A 25405-nucleotide genomic window follows, 5' to 3' on the forward strand; every position below is an offset into this window, starting at 1 on the left:
CTGCATGGCCTTGTTTATCTGATCGAATCCCTGGGCAATCTTTACGGTATTTTCGCTGACCCCGGCCGTATTGACAGCGATCTGGTGGACGCCTTTTGATGCCTCTTCAATACTCTGGCTTGCGTTCTTCGACGTGGATGTCATATTCTGCATCCGGGTATCCACATCCCCGATACTGAGCCGCAGACTCTTGATAATACCTCTTACCGAGTCCTGCAATTTTTTTGTTATGGTATATATTGCCTGGGTATCCTCATCCGGGGTAGAGAGGTCATAATGAACCGTCAGGTCTCCATTTGCGGCGTTTCCATAGGCTATCGCGAGTTGGTCTACCTCGTTTTGCATATATGCATAGACCTTCTTTGACGTTGCCTCCTTTTTCTGGATCGTTTCTATTTTATGCCGTTCCTCTGTTACATCCTGGTAGATGGTGAGGAAATTCTCGACTGCCCCTTTCTGGTCAAGCAGGGGGATGACATGCCGGACGACAATTTTTTTCCCGGAGGGGAAATTGAATGTTGTCTCCCCGGTGACACCGTGCTTGAACTTTTTTGCCTCTTCAAATCCTTCGCCTGACGAGGATACTACGTTGAAATCCTTAACGGTCATCGACAGGACACGGTCACGATCATACCCGGTCAGGGTAAGCAATGCAGCATTTGCATCTTCAACTTTCAGACTGGTGTTCCAGAGAATGGTCGGGTAGGGACTGTTGTGGAATAATGCATCTGCCCGTCTCTGAATTTTTGAAAAATCTTCTTCCATTCGTTGTTCACCACACATTTTACTGGGTTATATATTGAATATGCCACTATTTCCACATAGTATTATTTAAATCTTTATTATTGAGCACATCCGTTAAAGTAAACATAAAATAACCAGAATAAATACCATTTCATAAAAAATGAGAGAAATAAACGGGTTGCCCGGACCTGTTTCCCTCATCTTAATTCCAATGGCATAGCTCTCTTGAGGGGGTTTGCCGTGCCCTTGTACGAATCCGGACGGGAAAATTGCCGGGGCCGGGCTCGGCAGGTATCCCGGGCACCTCCCCGTGACCGGGTTCACTCGCGGATCATCGTGAGGATCATCCGGAACCGTTCGTGCGCAAAGACCGCGTGGGGTTTGTTCGCCGGCATAATGATCATCTCGCCAGCCCCGACCGTGAAAGGCTTTTTGTCAATCTGAACCTCGGCACAGCCATCGGTCACCATGAGCACCGCGTCGTAGGGGGCGGTGTGTTCGGAGAGACCTTCTCCTGCGTCAAAGGAGAAGACTGTGATGGTGCCGGCTTTTTTAAAGACTACCATCCGGCTCGCAACGGTGCCGGGCTGGTACGCGATAAGGTCGTTTACGTTGAGCACTTTTTCTTTTAAGTCTTCACGTCCGGTATCGGTCATGGGGGGTTCCTCACAGAGTATTCTTTTGTGCAGCCTGTAATAGTCTTGTGCGTTCCTGCAGGGATTCCTCCACCTTTTTTGAGTACCGATAATTTTTCCGGAAGTTTTCTAACTGCTGACGCTGGCAGTTATGATGATGGGATTGATGCCTCATACCCCCGCGAGTGGGGAGTTCCGCCGCACCAAAATGGGACGTCCCTTGCGGCGCAGACAAAACGCGTGATTTTATAAAAGAAGAAATGTGCAGGGTCACGGTCCGTGAACCTGGTACGTGCCACCTGACAGCATTCTTGTCCGGCGGGTTATTCCTGCACAACGCTTACCGGTGCCTGCCGAAAATGCCGATCGAAAGAATAGATATCAGTACTTCTCTATTTTCAAGTTGAATGAACAACCACCAAAAATTCGTATAAGCCAGATCTGGAAGCGGAAGTATCTTTTTTGACAGCCACCCCCACCCCCGGGCCACAAGAGGGGTGTGGGGGTATCATGCTTTTAAAAAATCGGTCGGGGTGTGGGGGGGCCTCTCCTTTTTGGGAGCGGGGGGTACCCCCTTTGCAGGAAAAGAGGCCCCTACCCCCACTAAGCCATCGGCTGGCAAAATATACCTTCAGACGATAACTCCACACGAATCACAGGTTTTGGAAATGCCGGAAAAGGGGGGGTAGGGCCCCACTTATGCCCGGACAGGGGGGTGGGGGTATCATGCTTTAAAAAAATTGGTCGGGGGGTCGGGGTACCTCTCCTTTTTGGGAGTGGGGGGTGCCACTCCGGGCTGGCAGGAGGGGGTACCCCCAAGGGACCGGGAATCGCTTCGGCAAGTCCTATTAAAATTCTGATGTTTGCAAAGGAAAATTCAGAGAAGTACTGTATCTCTTCAATCCCCGGCCGTTCCATCACAATACCTGCAAAGAGCATCGTTTTGGCATTTTCATTATGCGTTTCACCGCGTGTTTCTCAAAAGGTGAAGAAACAGACTTTGCGCCACAATGCACCGCTCCACCTCACTAATATCCACATTTTCATTGGTCCCGTGGATACGCGAACTTGAGGCGTCCTCCGCTCCCCACAGGATAAACTCAGCGTCTGGCACGGCATTGTGGAGCACTCTTAACAAGGGGATCGAACCACCGGTTCCCTTCTCCATAACCGGCTTTTTAAAGGCAGTTTCCAGTGCCTGGCTGGCTGCCATAAACCCGGAACCGTCAGTCAGGCAGATGAATCCTGAAGAAATACTCACTTCCCTCACCTCAACATGGACGTTCCAGGGTGCGACGGCACGGAGATGATCCATAAGGATCTGCAGCTCTCGATGAGGATCCGCATCCGGGGAGATACGCATGCTGATCTTTGCGGATGCCCGGGGGATCAGGATATTCGCGGAAGCGCTGATGGAGGGAGCATCAATACCGATTACCGTCACGGAAGGTTTGGACCAGAGACGAGAACTAAGTGGTCCGGTGCCGATAAGATCCACACCTTCAAGCAGCCCGGCACTTTCGCGGTAGAGTTCCTCCGGGTACTCCATGGTCTTATGGGAATATGACAAAAGCCCCTGAACTGCCACGTTGCCATTTGCATCATGAAGCGTGGCGAGCATCCTTATCAGGGAGACCAGAGCATCGGGTGCCGCACCTCCGAACGTTCCCGAATGTACCGTATGATCGAGCGTTTGAACTTCGAGAATACAGGAAACCTCTCCCCGCAGGGAGGTGGTGAGCGCCGGGATTCCCACAGAGATGTTACCCATATCAGCAATGATAAAGAGATCGCACTTGAAGAGGTCCGGGTGTGCGGTGACAAACGCGTCAAGATGGCTGTTTGTCTCCTCTTCACCCTCGATGAGCACCTTCACGCCCACGGGAGGTTTCCCTTCAAAGATCGCAAGGGAGGCTGCGGTGATCACAATTCCCGATTTGTCATCGGCGGCTCCGCGCCCGTAAATGCGCCCGTCTTTCTCCACCGGCGTCCAGGGATCGGTCTCCCAGCCGTCTTCTCTTCGTGCAGGCTGAACATCGTAATGGGCGTACATCATGACGGTCGGCATACCCGGAGGAGCCGGGATCTCCCCGTATACGGCCGGGTATCCCCCGGGGATATCAATGAGGCAGATGTCCTGCAGCCCGTACTCTTTGAGCAGAGCAGCCGTTGCATCCGCCATCGCATTGACAGGTTCAGAGGGATAACCGGGAAAGGCCACAGAAGGATACCTGATAAGACTTTTGAGTTTTTCCACGACATCAGGCATCAATGCCCGGGTTTTCGACTGGATCTCATCGAACGTTACGTCGTTTCCCATAAGTAGAGCTCCCGGATATACTCGGTTCCAAAGAGGCTTATACTATCTTTTGCTGCGAGTGTTTCGATCGGTTTTTTTTAAAGGGAGCATCCTGCCCGGGGGGGACGAAAAGCACAACTACCGGGTGTGCGGGTTTGTGTAATTATCCGGCCCCCACCCTTCGATCTCCAGCACTGATTGGTCACAGACCCGGAGCCGCCGCCAGGCCCGCTCGTGCTGAGTGCGGAGCCAGAGCTCCCGTAGGATCCATGGCGGGAACGGCAACTCACGGACCTCGCGAAGATCGTCCGGCAGGAGAACTTCATAGATCGTCTGGGTCGATCCGGTACCGGGTCTGCCGGACCACGATGCAGGCAGCATCCGGTTTGATGATGAAGAGATCGTACGTAAGGTCAGGGTGTTCGTTGGTCTGCCACCGGCAGTCACGCGAGAGGAGTTCTCTCACCGGGAGTTACCGGTTTGTTTGAAACCTCATACGATATTTTCTCTCTTTTCCCGGGCAAACCTGGAAAATTTCCCCTTGCTTTTTTCCAAGTTCCTGCCGTTTATAACCCGGGGAAATCAATGACGATATAAGGCCCACAGGATAGGGGCAGGAGAATTCCCTTATGACCATACAAGTGTCTGAACAACCAACCCAGAATGGATTTAAAACCCTTCCAAACGCTGAGAAGAGATGGTTTTTGATCCGGGTACAGGAACTGTCGCGTGCCCCCGCACATGAGAGACCGGCTCTGAACCGCTTGTCGATTGCGTGAACGGGTGCCACTCTTTTTCCCGTTGCCCGGCGGTCGGCATTATCAGACGATGCAACAGTATAATTGGTTCAATTTTGTTCCAAGGGGTTCATTTTTGAACCAGTCTTGAATCACCCTGTCCCGTGAGGATTCTGGAAAATAGAACACGCCGAATACAAAAGAACCCAGGGGAATGCTTCAAAAAAAGTATTTTAGAAATCCGTCATAACCCCAGTACTTCTCTAAATTTTCCTTTGCAAATATCAGAATTTTTTAATAGGACTTGCCGAAGCGATTCTCGGTCCATTGGGGGTACCCCCTCCTGCCAGCCCAAGGTGGCACCCCCCGCTCCCAAAAACGGGAGGTACCCCCCCACCCCGACCGATTTTTTTAAAGCATGATACCCCTACCCCCCTCTTGTGGCCCGGGGGTGAGGGGTAGCTGTCAAAAAAGGATACTTCCGGTTCCAGATCTGGCTTATACGAATTTTTGGTGGTTGTTCATTTAACTTGAAAATAGAGAAGTACTGAACCCTGAACTGGTCGATCTCTTCCCGGTTGAGCTGATCAAGGAACTCATCGGTTGCATACTCGATGTCCTTGCTCGTGGTGATACCACGGCCGACCACGAGGATATCTGCGCCTGCCTTTAAAGCGTCCTTTACGACTTCAACCCGGATGTCACCGGCAGTTTGCACGAGATGTGTGTTTGCCACGGTAACCAATGAGGTGTCTCGTCAGACCATGCTTCCGAATTTTTACAGTCATCAAAACGTAAGGGTGAAGATGTTGAGGATACATCATGGATTTTAGTATATAAATATGGATAAATTTAAGTGAGTTTAAGATATATTCTCGATTGATTCCTATGGCTGATTCATCAGATGACACGGGAAATGCATTCCAGGAATGGACATCAGCTCGATCACTCATTATGTGGTATGAGGACAAAATACACGATTTGCGAAAATATGGTTTTTCCCTGGTTGCAGCGTTATTATCCACTACCGCCATTACGGCTATGCTGAAAATGGATCAATCGGCAAGTGCAATCCTTATCATTTTGACGTGTGTTCTTCTCATTGCCGTGTATCTCTTTGATCGCAACTATCGATTTTACCAAAAGGCTGCCGCAGGAAGAGTGAAAATTCTTGAACCAATTCTGAACATCAAGTTATCAGAAGTACTTGCGGACTGGTATTACACCCAGCAAATGTTCAATATCGTTCCTGCACTCTATGTCATTTTCATCTGGATAACCTGTTCATTGGGGTTTTTCGTGGCATCGGGATATTGGCCGGCAATTGCTATTATCGGTGTTATTACAACCCTTATCATTGGCATATTATTTTTGGTGGTCGACCAGAATCTGGGAGAGAAAGCAGGAAAATCTTATAAAAAGATCATTTTGGATAAGAAAATCCAAACAGATGACAAAAGCGGTGAAAGTTACACCGGTGACTGGTCAGTTGATAGAATCACCTGTGAATGTGGCGGATCCATACGATTTACTCTGACAAATACAGGAGGATCTGTCAGAAATGATAACGAGGGAAAGAAAATATCGTCGTCCAACAGTATCTCGTTTCACAAAGATGACGCCGTACTGTATCTTTCTGACAGTTTAACTGCACCAATCTATATAAAAGCAGAATCTGAAATACAAATCCCGCGAAATTTTAATTATTCATGGTTTTGGACACCGGAAAAGGTTCATGAAAACAAATTATTCACTATATATCCCTCCAATTTGCGCCGATTGAAACGTACAATTTTTATTAAAAAATCTAAAGACGCATCAAAGCCAGAGCCCAATAAAATTGAACTGTCGGGTCACATACGAATGGAAGGAAAAACTCAGGATATATCATCAAAATAATTCACTTTTTTGGTCAAAATTCTTTTAAATACGATAACCATACTCCGTTATACACATTAGAGAGAGTATATCCTCCGGTAAGATCGCACTAAAAAATTTCGGGGCAACATAATTTCATCGGATAATTTTTGTTACCCTGAGTTCGTTTTTGAACCAACCCGGAATAATTGTCACGGTTTTAAAAGTCTGGTTGACAGGCCAAATAAAGATAGCCCGGGAGAATGCTTCAAAAAAAGTATTTTAGAAATCAGTCATGACCCTGAACTGGTCGATCTCTTCCCGGTTGAGCTGGTCAAGGAACTCATCGGTTGCGTGCTCGATGTCCTTGCTCGCGGTGATACCACGGCCGACAACGAGAATATCTGCGCCTGCCTTGAGGGCGTCTTTTACGACTTCAACACGGATACCGCCGGCGGTTGCGCAGAGGAGTTTTCCACCTGCTGCCTTCTTCATCGCCGGGATGTCTCCCCACGCATGGGCGGTCTCTTCGGTGTCGATTGCACGGTGGAGCTCGACGATGTCAGGCTTCACTTTGAGCTTCTCGATGAGCTTTGCCGGGTTCTGCACGTTCAGCATATCGATGATCGAGTAGATGCCGACCTTTCGGGCTTCCGCAATTGCCTTCTCGATGGTCGAAGTCGGGGCAAGTCCCGAGACGACCACTGCATCGGCGGTCGCGTCGGCGGCCATCCGGGCTTCGAGGTTGCCGGTGTCGAGGATCTTCATGTCCGCGATGATGAACGCGTTGGGCCTGAGCTTGCGGATCTCACCGATGACGCCGAGGCCGAACTTCTTGATGAGCGGGGTTCCCGCCTCGATGAGCACGTGGTCGTTCTGCGGCACTTCCTTTAAGACCTGGGCGACCTTGCCCATGTCCACGAGGTCCATCGCGACCTGGAGGTACGGCGGGTCCCAGAGCCGGGTAACTTTGAATCCCATGATACCGTGGGCAGCACGATCTTTCTCGTACACGAGTGTCTTTTCGTCCGGGAACTTGTCAAGCGCCCTGTGGATGGCAAGCTTCGTTGCGCCGTAGTTGTACCGGTAGATCTTGTTATAGTCCTTTGCGTCCGGGTGGACAAACGCGGACACCATGATAACTATGCCCTCGATGTCGAGCCCCTTGAACGCTTCCTCCTCAACGCAGTCCGCAACCGCCTTTGCGACCGCGGCCTGCACGGGGCCAAACATCTCGTTGACCTGGGTCATGTCCTTTAACGTGACCTTCGGGATAACGATCGTGGCCGGCTTCGTGAGCAGGTTCGGGCGGACAACTGCAAGAAGGGGCGTGTGCCCCATGGACAGCTGCGAGACCGAGTTTGCAAATGCTGAACCGACAGGACCTTCCTTATCTCCCATCAACAGGTCGATATGCGCCAGTTCCGCGCCATCGCCTATGAGTGCTTCTCCGACAAGATACATGTGAATCGATGATCTCCGGTTACATATGTGACCGTCAACCATGATAAGATTACGCGGGGCGCCCCGGCCGCCCGGCGTTCACACAAAGGGTTTTCCCGAGAAGACCCGGACCGCGTGCCCTCCGAGGATTACCCGGTCGCCATTGAGCATGACTTTGACCGTCCCGCCCCGCAGCGAGCACTGGAACCCGGAAAGCCCGGTCTTGTGGAGTTTCTCCCCCCAGTACGGCCCGAGGCAGCAGTGCGCAGAACCGGTCACCGGGTCTTCCGGGACACCCACCGAAGGGGCAAAGAACCGGGAGACAAAATCGAAGTCCGGGAGATCGGAGACCGCAGTAACAATAATCCCCCGTGCGGGAATGCCCGCGAGGGCGGCCATGTCGGGTTCGCAGTCGCAGACATCCGAAGCACTCGGGAGCTCCACGAGCAGGTCGAACCGGTTTTTCCCGGTAAAAATGGGTGTTGCCCCGAGTGCCCGTTCAAGGCCGGGGACCGGCGGGATCGCATGCGCCGGCTCGGCAGGGAAATCGAGATTGATCCAGTTACCATCCTGCCGGGCGGTCAGTGTCCCGGACGTGGTCTCAAAAGAGATTGCCGCCCCGGGCTGTTCGCGGCCGGTCTCCCAGAGCGCAAATGCCGCAGCAAGCGTCGCGTGGCCGCAGAGTTCAACCTCCTGTACCGGGGTAAACCACCGCAGGTTCCATGTACCGGCGGATCCGGGGTGGAGAAACGCCGTCTCCGCATGGTTCAGTTCGGCGGCAACCTGCTGCATCCACCCGGGATCGGCCGGGCCGTCCAGGATGCAGACCCCGGCCGGGTTCCCCCGGAAGGGATGGCCGGTGAAGGCGTCGACAACGTGCAGTTCGCAACTCATAAGAGTGGATTGGTATACCGGCCGATAAAAATTCTGGCAGATATTGTAACGAGAGTTCCATCAGGAGCATACCGGCACTCATCGTCCCTGTGAGGGAAAATGATTGTATCCATCCCAGACGATGAATCAGGAATACTCAAACGTTGAGATCGTAACGGGACGCTCCGCTACGGACAGGAAAACTCCCATTTAGAAAACGTGGGGTTGGTGAGATTTGAACTCACGATCGACGGGTCTCTCCGACATGCGCATCAGTGCTCCAACGGGTCATCATCGTATTAACTCAGTAGACCCATTGTCATCATCTGCGAGCACGAAGAACGCAAAGACCGCTGGAGCCCGTCGCCATTCCGGGCTTGGCCACAACCCCGCCCGTAATACAGCGTGAATATGCCACAGCTGACTGTACAAGATCGTGCTGACGAAATTTAATTGTTTTCCCTCATGGGTTGTATCCGCAGGCCCTGTATACCGGCGGCCCGGGTGGCCCCGCGATATCCCCGGTCATATAATCAGTAGTCATATATCCTGTCATTACTCCATATTTTACGATGGACAAGGGGAGTTATACATGCGGGACATCGGAATTCCCTCTTTTGGGGATGACGATGGGTGAGATGATCGACCATATCGCGGCAAAGTACCCGGACAACGAGGCGCTTGTCTCCGTCCACCAGAACATCCGCTGGACGTACCGGGAGTTTCTCGCGAGGGCAAACGAGATCGGCCGGTCGCTCATGGGTCTTGGCGTGGAACGGGGCGACCGGGTGGGCATCTGGGCGATGAACCATGCCGAATGGGTGCTTGTCCAGTTCGCCACCGCGAAGATCGGGGCGATCATGGTCAACATCAACCCCGCGTACCGCACGTACGAACTCGAGTATGCCCTCAAACAGTCGGAAGTCCAGACCCTCATCCTGCAGGGACGGTTCAAGACCTCAGATTATGTCGGGATGTTCTACGAGACCTGCCCCGAGGCCTACGAGCAGAAGCCGGGCAAAATTTCAAGCGAGAAGTTCCCCTTCTTAAAAAATGTCGTCTTCATGGGCGACATCCCGTATAATGGCATGTTCACTTGGCAGGAATTCCTCAAAAAGGCAGAAGATATCGACATGGATGAACTCATCGAACGGGGCGAGGCTCTCTCCTTTGACGACCCCATCAACATCCAGTACACGAGCGGTACGACCGGGTTCCCGAAGGGAGTTGTCCTCACCCACCACAGCGTCTTAAACAACGGCTATATCATCGGTGAGGGCATGAGCTTTTCCGAGAAAGACCGGCTCTGCATCCCCGTTCCGTTCTACCACTGTTTTGGCATGGTCCTCTCCAATATGGCCGCCGCAACTCACGGTACAACGATGGTACTCCCCTGCCCCACGTTCGATGCCGAGGCAGTTTTAAAGACCATCGAGATGGAACGCTGCACAGCAGTCCACGGAGTTCCAACGATGTTCATCGCTGAACTCTCCCACCCCGACTTCTCCAAATACAACCTCACGTCCCTGCGGACCGGTATCATGGCCGGCTCCCCCTGCCCGATAGAAGTGATGAAGCAGGTCAACCAGAAGATGAACATGCGGGACATCGTGATCGTGTACGGCCAGACCGAGACCTCCCCCGGCGTCACGATGACCACGACAAAAGACCCGCTCGAGCGCCGGGTCACCACTATCGGGAAGGCGTTTCCCCATACCGAGCTCAAGATCATCGACCCGAAGACCGGTAAGATCGTCCCGATGGGTGAGATTGGGGAGATCTGCGCACGCGGCTACTGCGTGATGAAGTGCTATTACAACAACCCGTCCGCCACGCACGCGACCCTCGACAAGGATCACTGGAATCACACCGGCGATCTCGCCACCATGGACGAGGAGGGCTACTTCAAGGTCGTTGGTCGGTTAAAAGACATGGTGATCCGGGGCGGTGAGAACATCTACCCCCGGGAGATCGAGGAGTTTCTGCACCACCATGAAAAGATCTCCGATGTGTACGTTGTCGGAGTACCGGATATCAAGTATGGCGAGGAGCTCTGTGCCTGGGTAAAGGTGAAGGCCGGCCAGGTACTCACTGATGACGAGGTAAAGGATTTCTGCAAAGGAAAGATCGCCCACTTCAAGATCCCGAGGTATGTCATGTTCGTCAACGATTTCCCCATCAATATCTCCGGCAAGATCCAGAAGTACCTGATGCGGGAGGAATCCATAAAGAAACTCGGGCTTGAGGCGGCGGAAAATATTAAAACTGCCTAAAAACCCGTCCCGTTTTTTACCCATCCGGTTTTTTATAATTTTTTTTAAGTGAGCACCGACAACAGATCAGTTCCCCTTAAGGGTAGTTGCGGTTATCCCTGAGATTCAGTCTGCCCGCTATTCTTCCCCCGGGCAAGGGAGGCAAATATCCCGATCACACATAGGATCGTGAAGAGAATAAACGCATAATGCAGGCTGGTCGTGAACTGCGGGTAGTACTGCGGGGTGATCTCCACCGGACCAATCACGATTGCAAAGAGCATCATCCCGATGCCCATTGAGAGCATCTGCCCAAGGAGGCGCATCGTCCCGTTGATCCCCGAGGCGACGCCATAATACTTCTTTTCCACAGAGCTCATGATCGCGTTTGTATTCGGCGATGAGAAAAGCCCGAAACCAAAGCCGAGGATCATGAGCACGGCGATGATGTACCAGAGCGGGGTGCTCTCATTTAAGAATATCAAAAGGAAGAGCCCGAGCGCGGTAAACCCCATTCCGACCGACGAGATGATCTGGGAATCGTACCGGTCCGAGAGCCGGCCGGCAAACGGTGAAACGAGCACCTGGATAACCGGGGTAGCAATGATGATAAAACCTGCATGCTCCGCCGAGAAACCCTTGGTGTACTGGAGGTCGAGGCTGAGCAGGAAGGCGATCGCGTAGGTAGCGGAATAGTTGATAAGAGCGGCAATATTTGAGAAGGCAAAGATACGGCTCTTGAAGAAGAGCTGCATGTTGAGAACCGGGCAGTCCTGTCGCTGCTCGTACCAGACAAACACGCCGATCAAAACGACACCGGCAACCACGAGGACGCCCCCAATCACCTCGGGGAGGATTGAGAAACCGTACATGAGCGAGACAAGAGCGATGCTGTAGAGGATCGAGCCGGACAGGTCGAACCTCTCGCCGGCGCATTCCATCCACTCACCTTTGAGTTTCCAGAGAACCAGAAAGATCGCGGCGATCGCTATGGGCACGTTGATGTAGAAAATACTCTGCCACCCGAAGACATCGGTCAGGATGCCGCCAAAAAACGGCCCGACAGAAAGCCCGAGGTACACGGACGTGATGTAAATCCCGAGCGCCTTCCCCCGTTCCCCCGGGGGGAATACCGCCGTGAGGATCGCGACCGAGGTGCCGAAGATCATGGCACTCCCTATCCCCTGGAAGACCCGGACTGCAATCATCTGCTGCTCGGTGGCGACAAATGTCATCACAAGCGAGGCAGCACCGAAGAGGGCAAGGCCCCACAAAAAGACTTTTTTCCTGCCGTAGATATCCGCGATCTTCCCGAACGGGACAAGGAAGATGGCGGATGCAAGGAGGTACGCAGTCGCCACCCACGAAAGAGCGATCGCGTCCATGTGGAACTGGTTTCCTATCGTCGGCAAAGCGATGTTGACTGCCGAGCCGTCAAACGGTGTGAGAAAACCGGCGAGGATAGCGATTAAGAGGACGATGCGTTTTTCCGTGGCGGTAACTGGCAGAGCCGGAGTGTGGCAGATTGCAGGGCTCTGACCTGGGGCATCACGGGGGGCAGGGGTATCCGCGGGCATTGTATTCGATAGCTGAAATCAGTGATTAAACTTAATAATTATCGGGGAACGGGCGGACCGGCAGGGCACCGGCAGGGCACCGGCAGGGCACCGGCAGGGCACCGGCACCCGTTGTTTCACAGGTATCCGGTCGTGAGGCTTTTGTGACCGCCCCACGACCGGGAACTCTCGTTTATAACACACCGAACCATGCGATATACGACATGATCACCATGACAATAACAAGCAGGATCAGGATCTTGTACCCGCACTTGTCACAGATCCCAAGAAACGAGGGATGGCAGTCGTGGCAATACTCAGATTTGCAGATCTTACAGGATTTTGCGTGGGAATGGCCGGGGTGCTTATCGCAACACGTCATGATGCAATGGTTCACCGGGAAATGGTAAAGATGTGTCGAAAATGTTTTTAGCGGCCCATAAAGAACAGTTTACGTTCGGATCAGGTCACCGATAAGACGGGAGACCCGGTCCTGTGCTTCCCGGGTCGCAAGCTCATCGCGTTCGATGGAGAGGGTAAGGATGTCTCCTTCCTCACATCCTGGTGGAAGCAGCACAGTTGGGATATTTAACCGGAGATTTTCCTTTTCCGGGAAAACAATGACGGCAAACGTCTCCCCGATACGGTCGATGACAAACTTCATGGGAAAGTTTCCCGTTCACACCGGGGTCTGTGCCCGTTTTACAAGGCTCGACGCAGCCTGTGCCGCATGTGCGAGGATCTCATGTTCGCCCGGGATCTCGCGGTCAAGCATCAGGAAACGGCCGTTGCAGATCGTGGTCTCCACGGCAGCCCCGCTGCAGGAATAGACGAGGTTGGAGGCAGCGTTGTGGAGCGGCGTGTTGCAGGGTGTGCGATTTGAGATAAGGATAATATCGGCCGGTGCCCCTGCAGCAAGGATGCCGGCGCCAAAGCCGAGCGCCTTTGCCCCGTTTGTTGTCGCCATGAGAAGCGCTGCCGGGGCCGGGAGTACGGTCGGGTCGTTCCAGAAGAACTTCTGGAGGAGCGCAGCGATCTTCATCTCTTCGAACATGTCGAGGTTATTGTTCGAGGCGCACCCGTCCGTCCCGAGGCAGACGTTTGCCCCGGCCCCCGCAAGCTGCGGGTAAGGGAGTGCCCGGTGGGTGGCAAGCTTCATGTTGCTTGCCGGGTTGTGAGAGACCGAGACGCCCCTTTTGCCGAGGAGCGCACATTCCGCGTCATCAAGCCAGCACCCGTGCGCAGCAATGGTCGTGGAGGTCAGGACGCCGCATGCGTCGAGCAGGGCAGCCGGTCGCTTCCCGTGCTGGGAGATGCAATCGTTCACTTCCTTTTCGGTTTCCGAGAGGTGGATGTGGAGGGGGATATGCTGCTCCTTTGAAAATTCCGCGCACCACTTCAGCCCTTCAGGTGAGACCGTGTAGGGCGCGTGCGGGCCGGCGGCTGCGTGGATCCGCGGGTTGTTCATCTTTTTTATGTGGGCGGCAAGCGCTTCGGTCGCCCTGCACTCGTGCTCCCGCTTTTCCGCATCGCCAAGGTCAATGAACCCATAGCAGAGCAGGGCGCGGATGCCGGCCTCGTCTACGGCCTTTGCGGCAGACTCCATCTGGAAGTACATGTCGTTAAACGCAGTCGTCCCGGTCCGGATCATCTCAAGGCAGGCAAGTTTCGTGCCCCAGTAGACATCGTCGGCGGTAAGGTGCGCTTCAAGCGGCCAGATCTTCTGGGAGAGCCAGTCCTGCAGGATCATGTCGTCTGCGTAGCCCCGCAGGAGCGACATCGCCGCATGCGTGTGCGTGTTCGAGAGCCCCGGGAGAGCGAGTGCGCCGATACCGTCGATGATGAACTCCGCCTCGCCCCGGTGTCGTTTGCGGATATCCTGGCCGATATCGGTGATCGTCTCCGATGCATCGATAAAGATGTCAACCGGCTTGTTGCCGGAAACGACGTTCGCGATAAGTACAGATTTTTTCTTCCCGAATATCTCTGATGTTTCTGGTTTTGATTCCTTCATAGGCATCCCTCTTTTCACCTCATCTGTGCGATGATTGCATTCACAATCTCTTCGGTCCGGTGGCTGTAGGTCTTTGACGTCGAGAGGATGTGATCGAACGTGAGCACATCTTTCCCGAGACCGTTTGCATAATTATCGATCGTGCAGAGCGCGGCAAAGTCCATACCGAGTTCGCAGGCAAGCGTCGCTTCTGAGGCGACTGTCATCCCCACCACATCGGCGACTTTTGCAAGTGCCGCCACTTCGGCTACCGTCTCGATCCGGGGCCCCCGGGTCTGCACGTAAACCCCGCCCAGCCGGGCTCCAGGGACAACTGCGGAGAGTTTTCGAGCGAGCGCCTGCGGGAGCTCGGGTCTTACATGCTCGATCTTATGGTCGTGGATGGAGGGGATATCGGTCACGCTGATATAATCGGTCGGGATAAGGAGTGTGCCGGGTGCAATCTCCTTTTTGAGCGATCCCGAGGAACCGAAAGCTACGATGTGATCGACACCGGCAATCGCCATCGCTGCAAGGTTCGCCCGGTAATTGATCCGGTGCGGCGGTCGGCCGTACTGGTGACGCATCAGCATCACGATATCGCCGCAGAGGATCTCTGCGCTGCCGTACGGCGTTGCAACGGTTTTTTTCTGAAGGTCCGGCAGGGTCGAAAAGAGCAGGCTTGTCCCACCAAGGATACCAAGCATCAGTACCACCTTCCGGTCTGGCCCACCGGGGCCGAATGTCTGCAGGGCATGAGAATTCTCTCTTAAAAAGGGTTGGCGGGCGAGCACTAATACCTAGCGCAGATTAAAAAAAATCGCAAGCGCGGCATATGCGGAATGGGCACCGACAATATTGCCTTTACACGGGGGAACGTGCCGGGGGAAATGTGGACGGTTGCCTCCAAACGACCATTAAACGTAAAAGCGTCCCGGTACCAATAACATCCTATGGGCATGTTCGATACCGTCAGCGACGCGACGATCAAAAAGGGGGAGTGCACGGACATCTACTTTGTCCGGACCGAGGAGATCCTGGAAAAAGAGCGGATCAACCCGCTCGTATCCATGGAAGTGACCGCGGCGGCGCTCCCGGACACGTGGGGCATCTTCTGCGGCCTGTCCGATGTGCTCGCGCTTCTCGAAGGCGTCCCGGTGACAGTCGACGCAATGTCTGAGGGAACGCTCTTTTACCCGGGTGAACCAGTCCTTCGTATCACCGGCCGGTACCGGGACTTCTGCCGGTACGAGACCGCGATCCTCGGGTTCCTCTGCCATGCCTCGGGGATTGCATCGGCGACCGCCCATATCATGTGCGAGGCGAAGGGTAAGCCGGTCTTCTCGTTTGGCTCCCGCAGGCAGCACCCATCCATTGCCATGATGATCGAGCGGGCCGCGTGGATCGGCGGCGCGGACGGCGTCTCCAACACCTGCGCCCCCCCGGGGATGCCGGTTGTCGGCACCATGCCACACGCGATGGTGATGTGTTTTAAGACCCCCGAAGATGCGTGGCGCGCATTTGACCGGGATTCCCCGAAGGATGTCCCGAGGATCATGCTCTGCGACACCTACTGCGATGAGAAGACGGAATCTCTCCATGCAGCCGAATGCGGCGCGACGGCGGTCCGGCTTGACACGCCCCGGTCCCGGCGCGGGAACATGCGTGCGATCATCGAGGAGGTGCGCTGGGAACTGGACTCTCACGGGTATTCCCAGGTAAAGATATTCCTCTCGGGAGGGGTGACCCGGGAGGATGTGATCGCATACCGGGACTGCGTCGATTCGTTCGGTATCGGGGGAGCGATCGCAAACGCTCCCGTCGTCGACTTTGCAATGGACATCGTGGAGATCGAAGGAAAGCCCAAAGCCAAACGCGGGAAGAAAAGCGCAGTAAAACAGGTTTACGAACTTGTCTGTGAAAAACACCGGACACTTCCCGTAGGGCAGGCCCCGCCCGCAAACGCTGTCCCGCTCATTAAACAGTATATCACGGGGGGTAAGATCGTCAGGCAGTCCGATATGGCGGATGCGCGAAAACGGGTGCTCGCGTGGATCAGGAGAGCCACGGATGAGACAAAAGACAAAAATAATAAAAAAATCCCGCAGAAAAAGCAGTCCGGCAAATCCTCTGCGTAAACGCATCCAGTGTCAGTGAGAATGGTGCCGGGCTCCGGCGGAAGGCTACGATCCGGGACTGTTCCGCATACCTGCCATTGGGCTTGAGGTATCCCCCAATTCTTTTAACCTATGCCGTGTAACAATGTTAGAGCGGGCCGGTAGATCAGTGGTAGATCGCTTCCTTGGCATGGAAGAGGCCGCGGGTTCAATTCCCGCCCGGTCCATCGCTTTTCGGGTTTTTTCTGGTTTTTCCGGAGTAGATATTTATACTCCCAAAATGACGGTATGTTCTGAAGAGCCATGCGTATCCGTGACCTGATCCTCCCTGAAGACCAGATCTTTTTTACCCTCTTTAAGGATATGGCGGGAAAGATCAACGAAGCCGCGACGACTTTAAACGAGATCACCCACGAGCTCCCCGAAGGCACGGAAAAATCCCACAAGGTGCGCCAGCTTGAGCACCTCGGGGATGAAGTGACCCGGCATATCTACGAGCATCTGAATGAATCCTTGATCACGCCGCTTGAGCCGGACGAGATCGCCCGGCTTGCCCCGGCGTTTGACGACGTACTGGACAAACTCGACTGGGTGGCTCACCAGCTGGCCACCTACGAGATCCCGCAGTCAAACGATGTTCTCAAGGAATATTCCTACATGATCCTGATGACCAGCCAGGAAATTTCCGCGGCACTTGATGCCCTTGCGACCTTAAACCACCCAACGGATGTCAGCAGCCACGTGATCGAGATCAGCCGGCTCTACAACCTGTCCGGGGAACTCCTCTCCCGCGCCGTGCTCGATCTCTTTAAAACAAAAGATCTCCTGATAATCATCAAACTCAAGGATATCTACGAGAGCATGGCAAAGGTGATGGAGAAATGCAACGATGTCGGGCACGCCCTCTCTGATATCTCGATGAGCCACTCATGACCGGTATCGATCCCGTTATCGTGTTTGGTATCGTGCTGGCGCTCGCGCTTAATTTCTTAAACGGCCTCGCCGATGCCGCACAGGGCGTTGCAACCGTGGTCGCAACCAGGGCGCTCTCCCCGGTAAAAGCCGTTTTTCTCACCGGGGTCTGCAACATGGCAGGGCCTTTTATCTTCACCACTGCGGTCGCCGCGACGATCGGGACTGCGATCGTCAACCCCGACGCGATGACCCCGCAGACCATCATCATCGCCATGCTCGCCTCCACAGCGCTCGTGTTCTGTGCAACACGGGTGGGCCTCCCCCTTTCAAGCAGCCATGCACTTATCGGTGGCCTCATCGGTGCAAGTGTCGCCGCCTTCGGGCTCTCGGCGGTGATATACCCGGCCGTGAGCGTGATCGCTGATACATTTGTCTGGGGCCTTATCGGGGCGGTTGTCGGCGCCATAATCGTGGGGGGCATCGCCGCCGCCCTTGACGGCGACATCCGGCTGGCCATCCTTATCGGGGCGATCTGCGGGGCAGGTCTTGCCGTCCCGATCCTGATGGTCCTTGGCGTGCTCAAGATCACCGGGCTCTTTGCAGTCGTCCTGTTTATCTTTATCTCGCCGGTCCTTGGCGCGACCACGGCATTTCTCTTCGATGTCCTCATCTCGCACCTGTTCAAGAACTCGCGCCAGAACCGGATGAAACGGATCTTTTCGCCACTCCAGATCGTTGCCTGTCTCTTCCAGGCCACCAGCCACGGCGCAAACGACGGCATGCACGCAGTGGGTGTGATCACCGCGCTCCTTGTATCTGCCGGGCTCCTTTCCACCTTTGCCGTACCGACATGGGTGCTCCTCCTCTCCGCGATCGCGATCGGGCTTGGCACCTGTTTTGGCGGATGGAAAGTCGTAGACCGGATGGCGAAAGGTATTACGAAGATCCGGCCCTACCAGGGGTTCTGTGCCGGGACGGCCGGAAGTTCCACCCTTGCCCTTGTCACGATGCAGGGTATCCCGGTCTCGTCCAATCACGTGATCAGCGGCGCGATTGTCGGGGTCGGGGTCACAAGGGGGAAAAATGCGGTCCAGTGGAAGGTCGTGCGCGAGATGATGACTGCGTGGGTGGTCACGATCCCGCTTGCCGCCGCCTGTGCGTGGGCAGGATATATGCTCTTTATGCTGGCCGGGACCCTGCTCCTGTGAGCGCACTCTTTCGCTATATTTTTAGTCTTGCTGAACTGATGAGAAGTAGGTTTAGAGTATGGGTCTACGGGAATTGCTGATACCGCAGGATAAGATCTTCTTCGAGATGTTCGAACGCCAGGCCGCAACCGTCCGCGAGGCGGCGTATCTGCTGGTGGCGCTCAATGAAGATTTCACCAATGTCAGGGACAAGAGGCATGCGATAGAACTGCTCGAACACCAGGGCGACCAGATCACCCACGGCATCTACGAACAGCTCAACAGGACGTTTATTACCCCCCTTGACCCGGAGGAGATCTCACGGCTTGCATCGGCTCTCGATGATGTGATGGATTATATCGACAGCTCGGCAGAGAAGATGTTCTATTACGGGATTGACAACACCGATTCACACATGATCGAACTCTCAAAACTGATCCACCTTTCAACAATAGAACTCGAAGGTGCGGTCAAGGGCATCCGTTCGATTAAGGACCCACGTTACATCGAAGAGCGCTGTATTGAGGTAAACCGACTGGAGAATCTTGCCGACGATGTGCTTGCCCACGCGGTAACCGATCTTTTCCGGACAAACGATGCCGTCGCTATCATCAAACTCAAGGATATCTACGAGAACCTTGAAACGGCAACGGATTACTGCGAGGATGTGGCAAACGTGCTCTCGGATATCGCCATCCGTCACTCGTAGGGGCCGAACGGGGAAACGAACATGCTTGAGGCACCGCTGTTTCTGATTATCGCCATCATTGTCATCGCCCTTATCTTCGACTTTACAAACGGGTTCCACGATTCGGCAAATTCAATATCGACGGTGGTCTCCACAAAAGTCCTTTCCCCGAGAAACGCGGTGATGTTTGCAGCCTTTTTCAACTTTGCCGCCGCGTTCGGATTTGGCGTTGCCGTCGCAAGCACCATCGCCAAGATCATCCAGCTCGATTATGTCGATGCCACTGTAGTGCCCTATATCATCCTGAGCGCACTTGTCGGGGCGATCGCGTGGAACCTGATCACATGGTTTGTCGGCCTGCCTACCTCCTCGTCCCATGCACTTATCGGCGGGCTTGCGGGTGCCGGCATCTCCGCTGCGGGTTTTGCAGCCGTGAAATGGTCGACGGTGGGGGAAGTCGCTGCATTCATGATAATCTCCCCCATTATCGGACTGGTCTGCGGGTTTTTGTTTATGGCCGCAATTCTCTGGCTCACCCGGTCGGTAACAAAACCGATTGCAGAAACATATTTTAAAAGGCTCCAGCTCTGTTCAGCGGCAGCATACAGTTTCAGCCACGGGACAAACGATGCCCAGAAAACCATTGGTATCATCCTCCCCCTCCTCTTTTCCATCGGTTTTTTCGGAGTAACAGCCGATCCCAACCATCTCCCGGTTCCCACATGGCTTATCATCATCTCCTATGTCACGATAGCACTGGGAACGCTTGCCGGGGGCTGGCGGATTGTGCGGACGATGGGTTACAAGATAACAAAACTCCGCCCGGTGCACGGTTTTGCCGCGGAAACTGCAGGGGCAGCAACGATTCTCGGTGCATCGGCAGCAGGGATCCCGGTGAGTACCACGCATGTGATCTGCTCATCCATCATGGGAGTCGGATCCACCATGGGTGCGAGTACAGTAAAATGGGGTGTAGCGCGGAGTATCCTGTCCGCATGGATCCTCACGATCCCGGTGAGTGCCTGCATCGGGTTTGCCGCGTTCCAGGTCATCCGGCTCATTGTCGGATGACCCCTCCTCATTACAATTTTTTACGCGTCAGTTTCGGGATTCACCGGAAGGTTACGGTAATACCGGCAGAGCGAACGGATCACGCATGACGGGCACTGCGGCTTTTTTGCCGTGCAGCATGCCCTGCCGTGGGCGATGAACACATCGGTGAGATCGCCCCACTCTTTTTTGGGATACAGTGACATGAGATCGCGTTCGATCACCGTAACGTCATCCGTGTCCGAGAACCCGATCCTCTGCGCCAGACGGCGCACATGGGTGTCGACAGCGATCCCGTGGTTCTGGCCGAAGCCATGGTAAAGCACGATATTTGCGGTCTTCCTTCCGACGCCGGGGATGGTGAGCAGTTCCTCCATCGTATCCGGCACCTTCCCGCCAAAATCCGACATCAGGACGTTCGCGGCCGCGATGATGTGCCGGGCCTTCGCATGATAGAAACCGAGACTGTGGATGATGGGTTCCACGTCAGTGATCTCCGCACGGGCAAGGGCTTTCGGGGTCGGGTACGCAGAAAAGAGCGGCCCCTTTACCAGGATCACGGCACGGTCGGTTGTCTGTGCGGAGAGAATTGTCAGGATAAGCACTTCAAACGGTGTGCCCCGGCAGACCGTTGTCGGGGATTCACGGGCGTGCGGATACTCATGGAAAAGAAGTGAATAGATCCGGGCCGCATCCTGTTTTTTCATAGATCTATGGGGTAGGGCGGATTCGAACCGCCGTCAAAGCGTCCCAAACGCTCTAGGATGGACCAGGCTACCCTACTACCCCACGCGCCTTACAGTATTGTCTGCGGACGCTAAAAATACCTGCCGTTTACCAGTCCCAGAAAAAATGCTAAAGCGGAAGAACCTTTTTCTTCGTCTCGCTGACGATAGAGCATTCGCATTTCCCGGTGAGAAGGGCATTGGAAAGGTTCTTTGGCGTCGTGCCGTCAAGCACCACGAGTGGGATATGGCTGCGCTCCACCACCCGGGCAGCGATAATGTCGAGGACATTGTGTGACCCGGCCCCAAGACCGCCCTTTCCGACAATCTCGATCAGCTGCGACGGCGTGAGCGTTTTAAAGTATTTTGCACCGGTGAACTTCTTCGGATCCTTGTCATAGATGCCGTTTACCGAGGTCACGTTGACAAAAACATCGGCATGCACCCGTTCGGCAAGTACGGCAGCAACCGCGTCCGTCGTCTGGCCCGGGGTGATCCCGCCCATGACCACAATCTTTTTTGACTCGGCAAATTTCTTCGCCTCCGAATGGCTCTCGGCAACTTTCGGGTAGGCAGCTTCGCCAAGCGCTGCAATTAAGAGCGTCGCGTTGAGCCGGGTCACGAGGATACCGATCTCGTCAGCAGTGCCCTCATCGATGCCAAGACTCCGGGCGACTTCGATATAGTCCCGTGCACCGCCACCGCCACCGACAACAACGAAGAGCCGGTGTTTCGCGGCAATCTTTTCAAGCACCGGGAGATAGGCCTTGATCCGGTTTTCCTTGAGTTCCGGGATCAGGATCGAGCCGCCAAGCGAGATAACGACCGTCTTCATTGCACTAGTTTTTGTGCAGGAGGTTCATATAGAGTTGTTTAAAGGGAGTCTTGACCATGTTGTGCTGTCCTGTCTGTAAGAGCCGCGATATCTTCCCGGTTGCCGGGGGATATATCGGCCAGGTATATCTCTGCAAGAACTGTAAGTACCGGGGATCGTTTGTCCTTGAGGTAGATGACAATGCAGTTCTGGATGAAGAGAAAAAAGTAACGGAAAAATAACGGATCTGATCAGTCATTTTAGAAAGGACAGGATATGCACGAAGCGCGCCAGTATACAAAAAAGGAAAAGAACGCGGTTCAGTGCTCGCTCTGCAGCCACCGCTGCACGATTGCCGACGGGAAGCACGGCATCTGCGGGGTGCGGCAGAACGAGGGGGGAACGCTGTACGCCACCTCGTACGGTCTCGTGAGTGCCGAGGCTGTCGACCCAATAGAGAAAAAACCGCTCTTTCACTTCCTGCCCGGCACCCTGTCGTATTCGCTGGGCGGCATCGGGTGTAACTTCCGCTGCGAGCACTGCCAGAACTGGCAAATCTCGCAGGTGGACAGTACGAGCGCACGCCTCGTCCCCATCTCCCCTAAAGAAGGGGTCGCCCGCGCCCTTGCAAGCGGGAGCGCGAGCATCTCCTGGACCTATAACGAGCCGACGATCTGGCACGAGTATACGCTGGACATGGGCACGCTCGCCCGGTCACAGGGCCTTGGGACGTGCTACGTGACAAACGGCTATATCACGGAGGAAGCACTGCGGGAGCTTGCACCGATGCTTTCGGCGTTCCGGGTGGACATCAAAGCATTTTCCGATGACTTCTACCGGACGGTCTGCGGGGCGCATCTCCAGCCGGTGCTGGACGCGACAGTGCTCGCCCGCGAGCTCGGGATGCACATCGAGACCGTGACGCTTGTTATCCCCGGCTTAAACGACAGCATGGAAGAGCAGGAGAACCTGATCCGCTGGGTGGTAGAAAACCTCGGCCCCGACACACCCATGCACTTCTCCGCGTTCCACCCGGATTACCGGATGACCGATCGCGGCGCGACCCCGGTGGCCCTTCTTGAGAAGATCTGTAACCGGGCAAAAGAACTCGGGCTCCGGTTCCCGTACCTCGGGAACGTCGCCTATCACCCGTACGAGAACACGTACTGCCCGGCCTGCGGCGCGATGCTCATCGAACGCCGGGGATTTTCGTGCCGGATTACGGGCCTCGACGACCGGCAGTGCACCAGCTGCGGCGAGACCATCGGGATCGTGCGCCATGTTCCCTGAACCCTATCCTGCGGACACTAGGTTTATCGCAGACCGGATGATGGGAACACTCACCCGTTACCTCCGGTTCATGGGATACGATACGATCAGCGCAAACGGGTTTTCCCCGGGAAATGTACAGGAGGACACCCTGCTGCTCGAACTTGCCAAAAACGAGCACCGGATCCTGCTGACCCGGGACCACGAACTCGCCCGGAGAGGAAACGCTCTGGCGGTGCTGGTGAAAGAAGGGGATGTACTCGTGCAGGTACAGCAGCTCATCGATCTGGGCCTTGTCGAGCGACGCCTCCTTATGAGCCGGTGCTCGCTCTGCAACACGGTGCTGCGGGAGGCACGTGAGGATGAGATCCGGTCTGCCGAGTATGCTCCCCGGGACAAGAATGGGTTTGCCTTCCTCTGGTGCGAGCGGTGCAAGAAACTGTACTGGAACGGCTCGCATGGACAGCGTCTCTTTGAAAGGATACAATCCGGACTTGGATTCTGATACGTTTCGGAGCTCATCCTTTTTTTTTCAAAAAGTTTGCAGCACTTGTTCCCTTTTGTCCCGGGTATAACATCCCAACCCGCCGGAGTTCCCCCTACAAATACTCCGGTGGCTGGCAATCCTTCCTGCACGGTCCTCACGTGAGGGAACCACCGTTTTCTCCAAACCCTGGTGACGATGGATACAATCGCTCTTCAGGAAACCTGCTTGCGGTTGACTACACCAGTAAACCGGACATGCAAAAGGCGAGGGTAACGGTGTAGTCCGATATAGTGAACCAGCCGGTTAAAGGTATCCCGGTTTTTGTACAATATTCACCACCCCTCATGACGTGAATATATTACCAGAGGTATGGATGAAAATACACATAAAAGACGGAGAAACCATGAAAATAAAACCAGGTATTTTTAGTTTTATTCTGATATTACTGATGGTATCAGCGGCCTACGCAGCCACCAGTACCGACAGTACGACCAGTTCTACCAGCAGTTCTACCAGCACCACGACCGAGATCGATAATGCGGCTCTGGTCTATGTCTCAAATGTGACCTTAGATCCGGAAGTGTTCTTTCCCTTTGATGATGGTACGGTCACCGTGACCCTCACGAATGCCGGTACTTCTGCAATCGGGCTTTCCCATCCGGACATCATGAGCACCAAACTCAACATTAATGACGACGAAACCTGGGATACCATGAGTTATGTCGGTGCCGGCTCAACGATCACGTATACATTGAGAGTTACTGCCAAACCACCGGACGGGACATATTATGGACTCTTTACGATCGGCACACAAAGCGGCAATTCTATCCATTACCCCATAAAGTTCAAAGTAGACTCAAACAGTATCAATGCCGATATCACAGACAAACCCACGTCGTTTTCCCCCCAGGACACCAATAACGTGACACTCAGCCTGATGAATGTCCGGGGTGGAAAGATAAACAATGTAGTAATTACTACCGAGGGATCGAGTGTTGTGGTGAACCCGGCCACGGCGTATGTATCATCTATTGCTAAAGATAGCACGGCAGATGTTACCTTCGAAATTACCCCCAGTAAGGTGACAAATCTTACCTTCCATGTCAGTTACGAGAACGGAGGGAATATCCATACCACGGATGTCGTCCTTCCAATAAATATCGCCCAGAACAAAGCAGCAGCGATACCGGTGGTAAACAACGTTGCACTCACCTCAAAAGGAACGTATTACGACGTCACCGGTGATATCACCAACGCTGGAGTCGATGATGCAAAAGGCGTAGTCGTGAGCGTAGGATCCCCGGCGAAAGGTACCGGCACGTATCCGGAATATGCCATCGGGAGCATCGCATCGGATGATTCCGGAAGTTTTGAAGTAACATTTACCTCAAACGATCTGTCATCAGTACCCCTGACTATCAGCTGGAAAGATGAGGATGGCGATGATTACTCGATAACAAAGACAGTTGATCTCTCAACGAGTTCCGGAACGAGCAGTACAACTACCAGCAGCAGTTCCAAGACTTCTTCATCAAGCAGCTCCATGAGTGGCCCCGGCGGGATGAGTGGCGGACCCGGCGGAATGGGTGGCCCGGGTGGCAGCAGTAGCAGTAGCACTACATCGCTTTTCACCGGAAGCAACGGGGGAGGCATTAGTTCGTTCTACCCGGTCATAGCGGGAGTGATCATTCTTATAGCCGGCATCGTCCTGTGGAAAAAGCGGAAATGGATCTCACTCAAACTGAAAAAACAACAGTGAGGGAT

25 protein-coding genes, 3 tRNA genes and 1 pseudogene are annotated in these 25405 nt (G+C 54.3%); 12 read left to right on the forward strand and 17 right to left on the reverse strand.

Features of this window, described 5'->3' with window-relative positions; all coding sequences use genetic code 11:
- The 6 genes and pseudogenes from WCX19_RS10965 to WCX19_RS10990 all read right to left on the reverse strand — a co-directional run.
- Positions 1-765 (reverse strand): PAS domain-containing protein (locus tag WCX19_RS10965; protein ID WP_373008043.1); only part of this gene is annotated, 765 nt, incomplete at its 3' end.
- A gap of 299 nt (positions 766-1064) precedes the next feature.
- Positions 1065-1400, reverse strand: a complete 336-nt coding sequence (locus WCX19_RS10970) for a cupin domain-containing protein (protein WP_373008045.1) — start codon at positions 1398-1400, stop codon at positions 1065-1067.
- 943 nt (positions 1401-2343) lie between these two features.
- Positions 2344-3699, reverse strand: a complete 1356-nt coding sequence (locus WCX19_RS10975; protein ID WP_373008047.1) for a M20/M25/M40 family metallo-hydrolase — start codon at positions 3697-3699, stop codon at positions 2344-2346.
- 117 nt (positions 3700-3816) lie between these two features.
- A complete protein-coding gene (locus WCX19_RS10980; protein ID WP_373008049.1) occupies positions 3817-4059 on the reverse strand; it encodes a hypothetical protein in 243 nt (80 codons plus the stop codon).
- A complete protein-coding gene (locus WCX19_RS10985) occupies positions 4001-4144 on the reverse strand; it encodes a hypothetical protein (RefSeq protein ID WP_373008051.1) in 144 nt (47 codons plus the stop codon). The genes WCX19_RS10980 and WCX19_RS10985 overlap by 59 nt, the downstream gene beginning before the upstream one ends.
- Before the next feature lie 821 nt (positions 4145-4965).
- Positions 4966-5136: pseudogene (locus tag WCX19_RS10990) on the reverse strand (bifunctional formaldehyde-activating protein/3-hexulose-6-phosphate synthase); the annotation flags it as partial.
- A 167-nt stretch (positions 5137-5303) separates the two neighbouring features.
- Between WCX19_RS10990 and WCX19_RS10995 the strand changes: the two are divergent.
- Positions 5304-6314 (forward strand): hypothetical protein, encoded by a 1011-nt coding sequence (locus WCX19_RS10995; RefSeq protein WP_373008053.1) that lies wholly within the window; start codon positions 5304-5306, stop codon positions 6312-6314.
- Positions 6315-6554: 240 nt separating this feature from the next.
- On the opposite strand, the gene WCX19_RS11000 is transcribed toward WCX19_RS10995, so the two are convergent.
- From WCX19_RS11000 to WCX19_RS11010, 3 genes are all read right to left on the reverse strand, one after another.
- Entirely contained in the window at positions 6555-7736 is a 1182-nt protein-coding gene (locus tag WCX19_RS11000; RefSeq protein ID WP_373008055.1) for a bifunctional 5,6,7,8-tetrahydromethanopterin hydro-lyase/3-hexulose-6-phosphate synthase, read from the reverse strand.
- 78 nt (positions 7737-7814) lie between these two features.
- The gene (locus tag WCX19_RS11005; RefSeq protein WP_373008057.1) at positions 7815-8609 is read right to left on the reverse strand and encodes a PhzF family phenazine biosynthesis protein; all 795 of its coding nucleotides are present in this window, start codon (positions 8607-8609) and stop codon (positions 7815-7817) included.
- 199 nt (positions 8610-8808) lie between these two features.
- Positions 8809-8979, reverse strand: a tRNA-Trp gene (locus WCX19_RS11010).
- Between the two features lie 181 nt (positions 8980-9160).
- On the opposite strand from WCX19_RS11010, the gene WCX19_RS11015 reads away from it, so the two are divergent.
- Positions 9161-10861: an AMP-binding protein gene (locus WCX19_RS11015; RefSeq protein WP_373008059.1), complete on the forward strand. Its 1701-nt coding sequence runs from the start codon at positions 9161-9163 to the stop codon at positions 10859-10861.
- A 92-nt stretch (positions 10862-10953) separates the two neighbouring features.
- On the opposite strand, the gene WCX19_RS11020 is transcribed toward WCX19_RS11015, so the two are convergent.
- The 5 genes from WCX19_RS11020 to WCX19_RS11040 all read right to left on the reverse strand — a co-directional run bounded on the left by WCX19_RS11020 (position 10954) and on the right by WCX19_RS11040 (position 15096).
- Positions 10954-12417, reverse strand: coding sequence for an MFS transporter (locus WCX19_RS11020; RefSeq protein WP_373008061.1), 1464 nt, complete (start codon positions 12415-12417; stop codon positions 10954-10956).
- A gap of 172 nt (positions 12418-12589) precedes the next feature.
- Positions 12590-12778 (reverse strand): hypothetical protein, encoded by a 189-nt coding sequence (locus WCX19_RS11025; RefSeq protein ID WP_373008063.1) that lies wholly within the window; start codon positions 12776-12778, stop codon positions 12590-12592.
- 69 nt (positions 12779-12847) lie between these two features.
- Complete coding sequence (locus WCX19_RS11030) at positions 12848-13060, reverse strand: DUF3006 domain-containing protein (protein WP_373008065.1); 213 nt, start codon at positions 13058-13060, stop codon at positions 12848-12850.
- 15 nt (positions 13061-13075) lie between these two features.
- Positions 13076-14410 (reverse strand): amidohydrolase family protein, encoded by a 1335-nt coding sequence (locus tag WCX19_RS11035; RefSeq protein ID WP_373008067.1) that lies wholly within the window; start codon positions 14408-14410, stop codon positions 13076-13078.
- A gap of 14 nt (positions 14411-14424) precedes the next feature.
- Positions 14425-15096 carry an MTAP family purine nucleoside phosphorylase gene (locus WCX19_RS11040; RefSeq protein ID WP_373008069.1) on the reverse strand — a complete coding sequence of 224 codons (672 nt, stop codon included), beginning with the start codon at positions 15094-15096 and terminating at the stop codon, positions 14425-14427.
- A gap of 246 nt (positions 15097-15342) precedes the next feature.
- On the opposite strand from WCX19_RS11040, the gene WCX19_RS11045 reads away from it, so the two are divergent.
- The 6 genes from WCX19_RS11045 to WCX19_RS11070 all read left to right on the forward strand — a co-directional run bounded on the left by WCX19_RS11045 (position 15343) and on the right by WCX19_RS11070 (position 20367).
- Positions 15343-16527: a nicotinate phosphoribosyltransferase gene (locus tag WCX19_RS11045; RefSeq protein WP_373008071.1), complete on the forward strand. Its 1185-nt coding sequence runs from the start codon at positions 15343-15345 to the stop codon at positions 16525-16527.
- Positions 16528-16661: 134 nt separating this feature from the next.
- A tRNA-Ala gene (locus tag WCX19_RS11050) sits at positions 16662-16733 on the forward strand.
- Between the two features lie 76 nt (positions 16734-16809).
- The gene (locus tag WCX19_RS11055) at positions 16810-17439 is read left to right on the forward strand and encodes a DUF47 domain-containing protein (RefSeq protein WP_373008073.1); all 630 of its coding nucleotides are present in this window, start codon (positions 16810-16812) and stop codon (positions 17437-17439) included.
- Positions 17436-18629, forward strand: a complete 1194-nt coding sequence (locus WCX19_RS11060) for an anion permease (protein ID WP_373008075.1) — start codon at positions 17436-17438, stop codon at positions 18627-18629. Before WCX19_RS11055 ends, WCX19_RS11060 begins: the two co-directional genes overlap by 4 nt.
- 58 nt (positions 18630-18687) lie before the next feature.
- A complete protein-coding gene (locus tag WCX19_RS11065) occupies positions 18688-19317 on the forward strand; it encodes a DUF47 domain-containing protein (protein WP_373008077.1) in 630 nt (209 codons plus the stop codon).
- Between the two features lie 21 nt (positions 19318-19338).
- Complete coding sequence (locus WCX19_RS11070; protein ID WP_373008079.1) at positions 19339-20367, forward strand: anion permease; 1029 nt, start codon at positions 19339-19341, stop codon at positions 20365-20367.
- A gap of 20 nt (positions 20368-20387) precedes the next feature.
- On the opposite strand, the gene nth is transcribed toward WCX19_RS11070, so the two are convergent.
- The 3 genes from nth to pyrH all read right to left on the reverse strand — a co-directional run bounded on the left by nth (position 20388) and on the right by pyrH (position 21906).
- Positions 20388-21053, reverse strand: a complete 666-nt coding sequence (gene nth, locus WCX19_RS11075; protein WP_373008081.1) for an endonuclease III — start codon at positions 21051-21053, stop codon at positions 20388-20390.
- Between the two features lie 7 nt (positions 21054-21060).
- Positions 21061-21135 (reverse strand) — tRNA-Pro (locus WCX19_RS11080).
- A gap of 66 nt (positions 21136-21201) precedes the next feature.
- Positions 21202-21906, reverse strand: a complete 705-nt coding sequence (pyrH, locus tag WCX19_RS11085) for a UMP kinase (RefSeq protein WP_373008083.1) — start codon at positions 21904-21906, stop codon at positions 21202-21204.
- Positions 21907-21962: 56 nt separating this feature from the next.
- Here pyrH and WCX19_RS11090 point away from each other — a divergent pair, with 56 nt between their 5' ends.
- The 4 genes from WCX19_RS11090 (at position 21963) to WCX19_RS11105 (ending at position 25400) form a co-directional block, all read left to right on the forward strand.
- The gene (locus tag WCX19_RS11090; RefSeq protein ID WP_373008085.1) at positions 21963-22127 is read left to right on the forward strand and encodes a hypothetical protein; all 165 of its coding nucleotides are present in this window, start codon (positions 21963-21965) and stop codon (positions 22125-22127) included.
- A 34-nt stretch (positions 22128-22161) separates the two neighbouring features.
- A complete protein-coding gene (gene amrS, locus WCX19_RS11095; protein WP_373008087.1) occupies positions 22162-23175 on the forward strand; it encodes an AmmeMemoRadiSam system radical SAM enzyme in 1014 nt (337 codons plus the stop codon).
- Positions 23165-23659, forward strand: a complete 495-nt coding sequence (locus tag WCX19_RS11100) for a Mut7-C RNAse domain-containing protein (protein WP_373008089.1) — start codon at positions 23165-23167, stop codon at positions 23657-23659. The genes amrS and WCX19_RS11100 overlap by 11 nt, the downstream gene beginning before the upstream one ends.
- Before the next feature lie 385 nt (positions 23660-24044).
- Positions 24045-25400 (forward strand): hypothetical protein, encoded by a 1356-nt coding sequence (locus WCX19_RS11105; protein ID WP_373008091.1) that lies wholly within the window; start codon positions 24045-24047, stop codon positions 25398-25400.
- The last annotated feature ends 5 nt before the right edge of the window (positions 25401-25405 follow it).

The sequence above is a fragment of the Methanoregula sp. genome, assembly GCF_041663825.1.
In the GTDB taxonomy this organism is placed as follows: Archaea; Halobacteriota; Methanomicrobia; order Methanomicrobiales; family Methanospirillaceae; genus Methanoregula.